The sequence below is a fragment of the Nocardiopsis sp. NPDC055824 genome (assembly GCF_053616335.1).
Genome location: NZ_JBSHDN010000052.1, coordinates 24273 through 35621 on the forward strand (window position 1 = coordinate 24273; position 11349 = coordinate 35621).

8 protein-coding genes are annotated in these 11349 nt (G+C 73.4%); 3 read left to right on the plus strand and 5 right to left on the minus strand.

Features of this window, described 5'->3' with window-relative positions:
• Window position 1: 1 nt before the first annotated feature.
• The 3 genes from ACWGL3_RS13520 (at window position 2) to ACWGL3_RS13530 (ending at window position 3469) form a co-directional block, all read left to right on the plus strand.
• Window positions 2–1057 carry an NAD(P)H-dependent glycerol-3-phosphate dehydrogenase gene (locus ACWGL3_RS13520; RefSeq protein WP_267946476.1) on the plus strand — a complete coding sequence of 352 codons (1056 nt, stop codon included), beginning with the start codon at window positions 2–4 and terminating at the stop codon, window positions 1055–1057.
• Window positions 1058–1068: 11 nt separating this feature from the next.
• The gene (locus tag ACWGL3_RS13525; RefSeq protein WP_267946475.1) at window positions 1069–2283 is read left to right on the plus strand and encodes a trans-sulfuration enzyme family protein; all 1215 of its coding nucleotides are present in this window, start codon (window positions 1069–1071) and stop codon (window positions 2281–2283) included.
• Between the two features lie 61 nt (window positions 2284–2344).
• The gene (locus tag ACWGL3_RS13530; RefSeq protein WP_267946474.1) at window positions 2345–3469 is read left to right on the plus strand and encodes a D-alanine--D-alanine ligase family protein; all 1125 of its coding nucleotides are present in this window, start codon (window positions 2345–2347) and stop codon (window positions 3467–3469) included.
• Window positions 3470–3725: 256 nt separating this feature from the next.
• Here the strand turns inward: ACWGL3_RS13530 and ACWGL3_RS13535 are convergent, their stop codons facing one another.
• The 5 genes from ACWGL3_RS13535 to ACWGL3_RS13555 form a co-directional block, all read right to left on the minus strand.
• Entirely contained in the window at window positions 3726–4682 is a 957-nt protein-coding gene (locus ACWGL3_RS13535) for an EI24 domain-containing protein (protein WP_267946473.1), read from the minus strand.
• An 88-nt stretch (window positions 4683–4770) separates the two neighbouring features.
• Complete coding sequence (gene cydC / locus ACWGL3_RS13540; protein ID WP_267950510.1) at window positions 4771–6462, minus strand: thiol reductant ABC exporter subunit CydC; 1692 nt, start codon at window positions 6460–6462, stop codon at window positions 4771–4773.
• A gap of 122 nt (window positions 6463–6584) precedes the next feature.
• Window positions 6585–8324, minus strand: coding sequence for a thiol reductant ABC exporter subunit CydD (gene cydD, locus ACWGL3_RS13545; protein ID WP_267946472.1), 1740 nt, complete (start codon window positions 8322–8324; stop codon window positions 6585–6587).
• 170 nt (window positions 8325–8494) lie between these two features.
• Window positions 8495–9565, minus strand: a complete 1071-nt coding sequence (gene cydB / locus ACWGL3_RS13550) for a cytochrome d ubiquinol oxidase subunit II (protein WP_452461320.1) — start codon at window positions 9563–9565, stop codon at window positions 8495–8497.
• A gap of 12 nt (window positions 9566–9577) precedes the next feature.
• Window positions 9578–11023, minus strand: a complete 1446-nt coding sequence (locus ACWGL3_RS13555; protein ID WP_267946470.1) for a cytochrome ubiquinol oxidase subunit I — start codon at window positions 11021–11023, stop codon at window positions 9578–9580.
• Between the last annotated feature and the right edge of the window lie 326 nt (window positions 11024–11349).

Genomic DNA, 11349 nt, shown 5'->3' on the forward strand with positions numbered 1-11349 from the left:
GATGGGTACCGACAACGTGAGGATCGCCGTTCTCGGCGCGGGCTCCTGGGGCACCGTGTTCGCGAACATCATCGCGGACGCCGCCGACCTGGCCCGGGAGCGGGACCCCGGCGCCAGGCCCGTCGAGGTCGTGCTGTGGGGACGCAGGGCGTCCGTCGTGGACGCGGTCAACGAGACCTCCGAGAACCCGGACTACTTCCCGGGCATCGGCCTGAACCCCCGGCTGCGGGCCACCAACGACGCCGCCGGGGCGCTCGCCGGGGCCGACGTGGTCGTGCTGGCGGTCCCCTCGCAGACACTGCGCGCGAACCTCGTCGAGTGGCGGCCGCACCTGCGCGAGGACGCGGTGGTCGTCAGCCTCATGAAGGGCGTGGAGCTGGGGACCTGCCTGCGCGTCAGCCAGATCATCGCCCAGGTGCTGGAGTACCCGGAGGAGCGCATCGCGGTCGTGTCGGGCCCCAACCTGGCCCGGGAGATCGCGGAGCGCCAGCCCGCCACCGCCGTCGTCGCGTGCCCGCACGAGGAGACGGCCGTGCGGCTCCAGTCGCTGTTCAAGTCGGCGTACTTCCGTCCCTACACCAGCACCGACCTGGTCGGGGTGGAGATCGGCGGTGCGATGAAGAACGTGATCGGCCTCGCCGTGGGCGTGGCCGAGGGCATGGGGTTCGGGGACAACACCAAGGCGTCCCTGATCACCCGGGGCCTGGCCGAGACCACCCGCCTCGCGGTGGCCCTGGGCGCCGACGAGCACACGCTGTCCGGCCTCGCGGGCATGGGGGACCTCGTCGCGACATGCTCCTCGCCGCTGTCGCGGAACCGGACCTTCGGTGAGAAACTGGGCGCGGGCAAGACCCTCGAACAGGTCGTGGCGGAGACCAGGCAGACCGCCGAGGGGGTCAAGTCCTCCGAGTCCGTCCTCGAACTCGGGTGGGCCAACGGGGTGGACATGCCGATCACCGAGGCCGTCGTCAAGATGATGCACCACGACCTGAGCCCGGCCGAGGCGCTGGTGGCGTTCATGTCGCGCACCAGCAAGCCGGAACGCTACGGGGTCTGAGAGCGAGCACGATGTCACACACAGCAGGGTCCGGCGGCGGCGAGCACACCCGGGCGGTCTCCCTCCCCGGGGCGCCGGTTCCGCAGGAGCGCCCCATGCGCATGCCGGTCCACAGGGCGACCACCTACGCGTTCGACACCTCCCAGCAGTACGCGGACGTCCTCGCGGGGGCCTCCCCCGGCTACTCGTACGCCCGCATCGACAGCCCCACCGTCGACGCGTTCGCCGACGCGGTGGCCGCGCTGGAGGGCTCGGGCCTGGAGGAGGACGTGCGCGGACAGGCCTTCTCCTCGGGCATGGGGGCGCTCAGCACCGTGTTCCTGGCGCTGACCGAGGCCGGCGCGCACGTCGTGGCCTCCCGCTCCATCTACGGCAACACCCACTCGCTGCTGGACCGGCTCCTGCGCCGGTTCGGGGTGAGCACCGACTTCGTGGACATCACCGACCTCGACGCGGTGCGCGCCGCCGTCGGTCCGCGGACCCGCGTGGTGTTCACCGAGACGCTGTCCAACCCCACGATGACCGTGTCCGACCTGCCGGGCCTGGCGCGGATCGCCCGCGGGGCGGGGGCCGCGCTGGTGGTGGACTCCACGTTCGCGTCACCGGCGGTCTGCCGGCCCCTGGAGCACGGCGCCGACGTGGTGGTGCACTCCGCCACCAAGTACATCGGCGGCCACAGCGACACCACCGGCGGCGTGGCCGTGGCCTCGCCGGAGCTCATCGGGCGCATCCGCTCGGCGCGCATCGACCTGGGCCCCTGCCTCGCCCCCGACGAGGCGTACCTGCTCCACCGCGGCCTGGAGACGCTGCCGCTCCGGGTGCAGCGCCAGTGCGAGACCGCGGCGGCCTTCGCCGCGGCGCTGGAGGGCCACCCCCTCGTGGAGCGGGTCGACCACCCCTCCCTCGACTCGCACCCGCAGTCCGCGCTCGCGGACCAGCTGTTCGACGCGGGGCGACGCGGAGCGGTCGTGACCGTGCACCCTGTCGGCGGGCGGGAGGCGGGTACGGCCTTCGCCGACCGCCTGCGCGTGGCGACCATCGCGGCCTCGCTCGGGGGCACGCACACCCTGGCCGGACACGTCGCCTCCACCTCGCACCGCAGCATGAGCGGGGCCGAACTGGCGGCCGCGGGCATCTCCCCGGGCGCGGTGCGGTTCTCCATCGGCCTGGAGGATCCCCAGGACCTCATCGAGGACGCCCTCCGGGCCCTCGACGGGGGAAACTGACACATCACGGGTATTTCTCCCGGTTCCGGTTCCATCAGTTGGCGAGATAAGGTCAGGCAGCATGTCGTCCGAGCAGCGCAAGATTCGGGTCGCCGTCGTCTTCGGCGGGCGTAGTTCCGAACACGAGATCTCCTGCGTCACCGCGGGAAGCGTGTTGTCCGTCATCGACGGGGACCGCTACGAGGTCGTGCCCGTCGGCATCACCAGGACGGGCAACTGGGTGCTGACCTCGGGCGATCCCGAACGGCTGCGCATCGACGAGGCCACCCGGGCGCTCCCGACCGTCCCCGAGGACGGCGCGGACCTCGCCCTGCCCTTCGACGCGGCCGGCCAGCTGATGGTCGTCAACCCGGAGAAGGGCCCCGAACGGCTCGCCGAGGTGGACGTCGTCCTGCCGCTGCTGCACGGCCCCTTCGGTGAGGACGGCACCATCCAGGGGCTGTTCGAGATGATGGGGGTCCGCTACGCGGGCGCCGGGGTGTTCTCCAGCGCCGCCGCCATGGACAAGGTCTTCATGAAGGCCATGCTCCGCGGCAACGGCATCCCCACCAGCGACTTCGTCGCGATCTCCGACCGCCAGTGGCGCACGGAGCGCAAGCGGGTGCTGGACGACGTCGCCGAGCTGGGCGCCACCGTGTTCGTCAAGCCCGCCCGCGCGGGCAGCAGCGTCGGCATCACCAAGGTGCGCGACACCTCGGACGCCGACGCCGTGGTCGCCGCCGTCGAGGCCGCCCGGGAACACGACCCCAAGGTGCTGGTGGAGGCGCAGGTCGTCGGCCGCGAGATCGAGTGCGGCGTCCTGGAGGCCGAGGACGGCGGGACCCCCGACGTGTCCTTCCCGGCCGAGGTGCACGTCGCCGACGGGTTCGACTTCTACGACTTCGAGGCCAAGTACCTCTCGACGAGCAGCCTCACCATCCCGGCGCGGATCCCGGAGGAGGCCACGGCGAGACTGCGCGCGATGGCGGCGGACGTGTTCGAGGCGATGGGCTGCGAGGGCCTGGCCCGTGTGGACTTCTTCTACACCGAGGACGGCGAGATCCTCGTCAACGAGCTCAACACGATGCCCGGGTTCACCCCGGCCTCGGCGTTCCCCCAGATGTGGGCCGCCACCGGTGTGGACTACGCGGCGCTGATCGAGCGGATGATCGCCTCGGCGCTGCGCCGCGCCCCCGGCCTGAGGTAGCGGGCGGGGCGAAGGGGCGCGGAACCCCCGGAGCGGGCACGGGCACGGGGGCGGTGACGCGTCCCGACACCGTCCACAGGCGGGTGACCGGTCGGTTGCCCGCCTGCGGCTCGCCCGGGAGACTGGGATCCGGGGGAGCCACCGCCTCCCGACGGCAGGCGCGGGTCCCCCGGATCCAGCCTAAGCGCGCACCGCGCCTCCGACCAGGCCCGATCCTCACCTGTGGACGACCGGGCCGACCTGCGTCCGGCCGGGCTCAGCCCGGGTGCGGTCCCCGGGGCGGGTGCTGCGGGCCCCGGTCGCCCGGGTACGCCCGGTGCGGCCGGGTTCCCTCCGTACCGGGGGCTCCCCGGTGCGTGCTCCCGGCCGGGCCGCCGAGGGCCTGCCCGCCCGGCCCGGTCTGCCCACCCGGTCCGACCTGCCCGCCCCGCCCGTCCTGTCCGGACGCGAGCCCGGCAGGTCCGGAGGGCACCAGGTCGCGGGTGAGGATCGCGCCGGCCGCCGTGGCGGCGGGGAAGACCACGACCGCCACGAACGGGATCGCCAGCAGGAGGTAGGTCGGCACCGCGAAGCCCAGCACCCGCATCCGCCGCCTCGCCATGTGCTCCCTGCGGTCGCGGATGGTCGTCAGCCTCCGGCGGTCGAACGCGCTCGCCAGGAGCTCGATCGCCAGCAGCCACCCGCCCAGCAGGGCGGCCAGCACCGGGCCGACCACGGGCCCCACCAGAGGGACGAAGCCGACCACGAGGACGAGCACCGACACCAGCAGGGACACCGCGACGATCACCAGCGACTGGCGCACGGCACGCCACATCGACGCCATCAGCGACTCGTCGGGCTCCTCGGGCGCGTTGCCCAGCTCCTCCTCGACCAGCTCGGTGATCTTGTCGTAGATGGGCGACCCGAGCGTCAGGGTCACGGTCGTGAACGTCACCACCATCAGCAGGACCGTCCCGGCCAGGATGCCGACCGACACGGCTCCGCGGAGGAGCCCCTGCCAGAAGGGGTCCCAGCCGTCGCTGAAGGGCGTCGCCCAGGCCGCCAGGTCGACCAGGTTCACCACGAGGAGGACCAGCAGGCCCAGGAACACCAGGGAGGTGAGCAGGGCGGGCAGGGCCCCGAGCAGGAACAGGCGCGGTTTGCGCAGAAGCAGGACGAAGCCGCGTGCCAGGACGCCGACGCCGCCGAAGAACTCACGTACAGGATTGGCCACGGGGGAACACTAGAGGAACCCGGCCCGGGTGTCAGATCCGGGCCGGGACCTCCGCGCGGACGGGCCCCGCGCGGAGGTCCCGGCGGGGTCAGCCCGAGCCGACGTCGCGGTACCAGCCCTCCGCGCGCGCGAGCTCCTCGTGCGTCCCGTGCTGGACGACCCTCCCGTCGCGCACCACGTAGATCCGGTCCACCCGGTCCAGACCCGTCATGTCGTGCGTGATCAGCAGGGTGGAGAACCCCTCGGCGGCGGCGAGCAGGTCGTCCACCACCGCGTCGCGGGTGTCCGGGTCCAGGTGGGCCGTCGGTTCGTCCAGCACGAGCACGCGGGGCGCCGCCAGCACGGCGCGGGCCAGGGCCAGCCGCTGCACCATCCCGCCGCTCAACCCCAGGCCGTGCGTGCCCACCTGCGTGTCCAGCCCCTTCGGGGTCGCCGCGACGTCGTCGGCCAGCCGCGCCCGCCGCAGCGCCTCCCACAACTCGCCGTCGTCCGCCTCCGGCCGGGCCAGCCGCAGGTTCTCCCGCAGGGTCGAGGCGAACACGTGCGGGTCCTGCGGGACCCCGGACACCATCCCGCGCACCTCGTCCGCCGGGTACGTCGTGATGTCCTCGCCGCCGAGCTCCACCCGGCCGCCGTCGGGGTCGCGGAACCGCAGCAGCACCGACGCCAGGGTGCTCTTGCCGGCCCCGCTCGGACCGATCACCGCGACCGTCCACCCGGCGGGGATCTCCAGGTCCACCCCGTCCAGGGCCCACGGCTCGTCCGGCCCGTAGCGCACCCGCAGGTCACGCACCCGCACCGTCGGGTCGCCGCCGGGGTCGAGGCCCGCGCGGGTGGGCGGGGCGGTGGCGGGCGAGGTGTCCAGCACCCCGAACAGGCGGGCTCCGCTCGCGCGGATCGCCCCCAGCTTCGCGGCGACGGCGGGCAGGGGGGCGACGATCTCGAACGCCGCCAGGGTCGTCAGCACCAGGACCGCCAGTGACACGGCGCTCAGCGAGCCGCCCTCCACCGCGGCCACCCCGAGGAACAGGGCTCCCCACACGGTCAGCCCGGTGATCAGCGCGGACGCCCCGGCGCCGAGGCCGAGGACCGCCGCGTCCCGCTGCGCCAGGCGTGTCAGCTCGGCGTCGGCGGCGTCGACCCGCTCCACCTGCCGGTCCATCGCGCCGTAGGCGACCAGGTCGGGTGCCCCGTGCAGGGTGTCCACGAGCGCGGTGGACAGCTCGCCGCGCGCCTTGCCCTGCCGCCGGCCCGGCTCCCGGCCCAGCGCGGCGGCGGCGAGCGGGACCGCGAGCCCGGCCAGCAGCAGGCCGCCGGCCAGGAGGAGCCCGCCCGGCACGTACACCGCCGTCAGGAAGAGGGCGGTCGCGCCGCCGGTCACCAGGGAGATCAGCGGGGGTGTCAGCCCGCGCACCAGGAGGTCCAGGGTGGCCTCGGTGTCGTTGACCAGACGGGAGACCAGATCGCCGGAGCGGAAGCGCCCGAACGGCTCGGTCGCGGCCAGCCGCTCGTAGACCCGCACCCGCACCTCGGCCAGCGTCCGGAACGCCGCGTCGTGGGTGACCAGCCGCTCCAGGTAGCGCGCGACGCCGCGGCCCACGCCCAGCGCACGGGTGGCGACCACGGAGAAGCCCAGCGCGGTGATGCCGGGATGGTTCGCCGCGGTGGCGAGCATCCACGCGGCGACCCCCAGCAGAGCCACCCCGGCGCCGGTGGCCGCGGCGCCCAGCAGGACCCCGAGGGCGAACCTCGCGCCGCGGGGCCGGGCCAGGGCGGCCATCCGCCACAGCGGGTCGCGCCGGCGCCCGCCCCCGGGGAGCGGCGGGGCGTCCCCGCCGGGGCCGGTCCGCACATCCGTCCCGGGAGCCCCCGCGGCTCCGGCGTTGTCGGCGTCGTCGCGGTTCATCGCGGCACGCTCCCTTCCCGGGTCGGCAGTGGCAGCGTCACGGTCCGCAGGGTGTCTCCGGGGAAGCCGCGCGCCCAACCGGTGTCGTGGGCGACGATGAGGGCGGTCCGCCCCTCCAGGAGCCTGGCGACGGCGGTGCGCACCGCCGCCGCGTTCTCCGGGTCCAGGTGGGCGGTGGGTTCGTCCAGCAGCACGAGCGGGGCGTCGCGGCACATCGCCCGGGCCAGCGCGATCCGCTGCCGCTGCCCTGCCGACAGCCGTGCGCCGCGCTCGCCGAGCCTGGTGTCGTAGCCGTCGGGCAGGGCGCGGACGAAGGCGTCGGCCTCGGCGAGCCGGGCCGCCTCCCGCACCCGCTCCGGGGAGGCACCGGGGGCGCCGAGCCGGATGTTGTCGGCCACGGACACGTCGAAGAGGTAGGGGTGCTGGGGCACCCACGCGACGCCGAGCCTCCAGTCGTCGGCCGGGATCCCGTCCAGGGACTCCCACCCGCCGCCGGGCGCGCGCACGCTGATCCGCCCCGCCGTGGGCTCGGTCAACCGCAGCACCAGTGACAGGAGGGTGGTCTTCCCCGAGCCGCTGGGCCCGGTGAGCAGCACGTGCTCCCCGGCCGCGACCTCCAGGTCCAACCCGGACAGCGCGGGCACGTCCCTGCCCGGGTAGCCCATCCCCACGCCCTCGAAGCGGATGTCGCCGCCCGCCGCGGCCGCGGCCCGGCCGGTCGCCGGGGGAGCCGAGCCCTCCGCCGTCCCCCCGCCGCGCCTGCGGTCCAGTTCGGCGAACACCTGCTCGGCGGCGGCCACGCCTTCCATGCTCGCGTGGAACCGGGCGCCGACCTCCCTCAGCGGCAGGTACGCCTCGGGTGCGAGGATCAGCACCAGGAGGGCGGTCTGGTAGTCCATGTGGCCGCCGAGCAGGCGCAGGCCGACCTCGACGGCGACCAGCGCCACCGCCAGGGTCGACAGGAGCTCCAGAGCGAACGCCGACAGGAACGCGACCCGCAGCGTTCCCATCGTCGCCCGGCGGTGGTCCTCGCCGACCCGGCGGATGATCGCCGCCTGCGCCTTGGCGCGGCGGAACACCGCCAGGGTCGGAAGCCCCTCCACCACGTCGAGGAAGTGGCCGCCAAGGCGGCTCAGGAGCCGCCACTGCCGGTCGGTGCGCGCCTGCGTGTGCATCCCGATCAGCGCCATGAAGACCGGGATCAGCGGAAGGGTCACCAGGACGACGATCCCGGAGATCCAGTCGGCCCGGAACACGACGGCCAGGACGGCGAACGGCACGATCGCCGCCAGGACGAGCTGGGGGAGGTAGCGGGCGAAGTAGTCGTCCAGGGCGTCCAGGCCCCTGGTCGCCAGGGTCACCAGTTCGCCCGCCTTCGGCGACCCCTGGCCGTCCTCGGCGCCGGGGCCGGCGGTCCACACCCGGCCGGACCCCGTCACGTGCGCCACCAGGCGGCGGCGCAGCTGCGACTTCGTGCGCGCGGCGCTGTACAGGGCGGAGGTCTCGGCCAGGTAGGACAGCAGCGCCCGGGCCAGGGCGATGGCGGCGACGCCGCCGATCGCCCAGCCCAGCGAGTCCAGGCCCTCGCCCTGCCAGGCGCCCGTGACGGCGCGGGCGAGCAGCCATGCCTGGGCCAGGATCAGGCCCGTGATGAGCACTCCGCTGACCACGGAGACCGCCAGGTGCACCCGGACCGCGCTCGCGGTGCGGACCAGGCGCGGATCAAGGGGTTTCATGCGTGCGGTCCTCGTCGTCTCGGCCGGGTCCCGCGGGTACCCGGGGTGTGCGGTTCTCACACGGTGGCGCGGTGCGGGCTCCGGGCCAGTATCCATCGGGGCGTCACCGCCCCGCGGGGAGCCCCGCGCCGGGCCGGGAGCGCCGCGGTGCGGGGCTCCCGCCCCGAGGGTCAGGCGACGGGGGTCCTCCGGGGCTCCGCAGCCCCGTCCCCGCGCCCCGGTCCGTCCGGCGCGGTGACGCCCTCCCCGGTCACCGAGGCGCCGGTCACCCGGCGGCGGAACACCCAGTAGCTCCAGCCCTGGTACAGGAGCACCAGCGGCAGGAAGACCACCGCCACCCACGTCATCACCGTGAGCGTGTAGTCCGCGGAGGACGCGTTGTCCACGGTCAGGCTGAACGCCGGGTCGGTGGTGGAGGGGAGCACGTTCGGGAAGAGCGCCCCGAAGAGCGCGGCGACGGCGGTGAGGACGGTCAGCGCCGTGAACGCGAACGACCACCCCTCGCGCCCCTTCCAGGCCGCGGCGACCCCGCCCACCAGGGCGGAGGCGGCGACGACGACGAGCGGCAGGGTCCACGGGTGGCCGTACGCGGCCTGGGTCCACAGCAGGAAGACGGCCCCCGCGGGGACCGCCGCGCAGGCCGTGCCCAGGGCGGCCCGCCGGGCGCGCGCCCGCACCGGCCCGTCGGTCTTCAGGGTCAGGAAGATCGCCCCGTGCAGGGTGAACAGCGACAGCGTCGTCAGCCCGCCGAGCAGGGCGTAGGGGTTGAGCAGGTCCGGCAGGGAGGCGGTGACGATGTGGTCGGCGTCCATGGCCACGCCCCGCACGATGTTGGCGAACACGACGCCCCACAGCAGGGCGGGTGCGGCACTGCCGAAGAAGATCGCCCGGTCCCACCAGGTCCGCCAGGCGTCGCTGTCGCGCTTGCCCCGGTACTCGAAGGCGACGCCGCGCAGGATCAGGGCGATGAGGATGGCGAACAGCGGGATGTAGAAGCCGCTGAACAGCGAGGCGTACCAGGCGGGGAACGCGGCGAACATGGCGCCGCCCGCGGTGAGCAGCCACACCTCGTTGGCGTCCCACACCGGGCCGATGGAGTTGATGGCGACCCGGCGGTCGACGGAGTTGCGCCTGCCCATGAACGGGAGGAGCGTGCCGACCCCGAAGTCGAACCCCTCCAGGACGAAGTACCCGATCCACAGGACCGAGATGGCGATGAACCAGATGACGGGGAGTTCCATGGTCCGTGGCTCCTAGTAGCTGAAGTGCGGGATCTCGGACTCGTCCTCGTCGTTCTCCAGGGCGGGGACGAGGTGGGAGGGTCCGGCCTTGACGTACTTGACCAGCAGTCCGACCTCCACCACGGCGAGGAGCCCGTAGACGGCGGTGAAGATGCTCAGGCTCATCGCGACGGTCCCGAGGCTCACCCCGGGCGAGACGCTGTCGGCGGTGAGCAGGTAGCCGTGCACCGTCCAGGGCTGCCGGCCCATCTCGGTGAGCACCCAGCCGAAGATGTTCGCGGCCAGGGCGGCGGGCAGGGACAGCATCGCCGCGAGGTAGAACCACCGGTTGGTCGGGGTGCGCTCCCTGCCCCTGGTGAGCCACAGGCCCAGGGCGGCGACGGCGACCCCGGAGAGGCCGAAGCCCATCATCAGGCGGAAGGACCAGTAGACGACGAACACGTTGGGGGTGTAGTCGCCCGGGCCGTAGTACTCCTCGTAGGCCTGCTGGAGGTTGTTCATCCCGTGGACCTCGCCGTCGAACGTGCCGGTCGCGAGGAAGCTGAGCACGTTCGGGACGGTGACGTCGATGGGGTTGTAGCGCTCCTCCGTGTCGCCGACGGCCAGGGCGGAGAAGGGGGCCCCCTCCTCGGTCTCCCACAGGGCCTCGGCGGCGGCGAGCTTCATGGGCTCGTACTCGGCGGCGAGCTTGGCCTGGTGGTCGCCGGAGAAGACGACGACCGCCCCGGCGACGAGGGTGAAGACCAGGCCCACCTTGAGGGTGCCGCGGAAGAGGGCGAAGTCGCTCCTGGGCGGCGTGACGCCCTCGGTGCCGGTGTCGCCGTGCCGCTGGTTGCGCCAGAGCTTGTAGGCGCTGACGCACACGACGAACAGGCCGGCGGTGATGAACGCCGCCGAGACGGTGTGCAGGTAGGTGGACCAGGCCTGGTCGTTGCTGAGGACGGCCCAGATGTCGTTGAGCTCGGCGCGCCCGTTCTCCGGGTTGACGGTGAAGCCGACCGGGTGCCGCATCCACGCGTTGGCGGCGAGGATGAAGTAGGCGGACAGGTTGGTGCCGACCGCCACCATCCAGATGCAGGCCAGGTGGACGCCGCGCGGGAGCCGGTGCCAGCCGAAGATCCAGAGCCCGATGAAGGTCGACTCCAGGAAGAAGGCGAGCAGGGCCTCCATGGCCAGGGGCGCCCCGAACACGTCGCCGACGAACCGGGAGTACTCGCTCCAGTTCATGCCGAACTGGAACTCCTGCACGATGCCGGTGACCACGCCCATGGCGAAGTTGATCAGGAAGAGCTTGCCGAAGAACTGGGTCGCCTGGAGGTACTCGTGCTTGCCGGTGCGGTACCAGAGGGTCTGGAGCACGGCCACGATGAACGACAGTCCGATCGTGAGCGGAACGAACAGGAAGTGGTAGATCGTGGTGACACCGAACTGCCACCTCGCGAGTTCAAGAGCTTCCATGCCCACCTCTCAGGTACCGACCTCCGGTAGTACTACACAATGTAGTGCTACGACGTGTCGTCGCCTCTATGGGCCCCCGGCAATCGCGTGTGGTCCGCGTCTCGGCGGACGCCCGGGACGGCGCACGCGGATCGCGCCGCACCGGCCCCGGGTGAGCGAAATCGGCCTGACCTGCGGTGATTCGGTTGCGGTTCTTGCTCCGGCCGCCCGTCGGCACAGGGGGGGAGAGTCCTTGTGTGCTTGGGCACACGCCGCGCCGGGCCCTCTCCCGCGGGGTCGGGAGGGGGTCGCACACGACGACGGCGCGCCCCGGTGGTCGGGTGCTG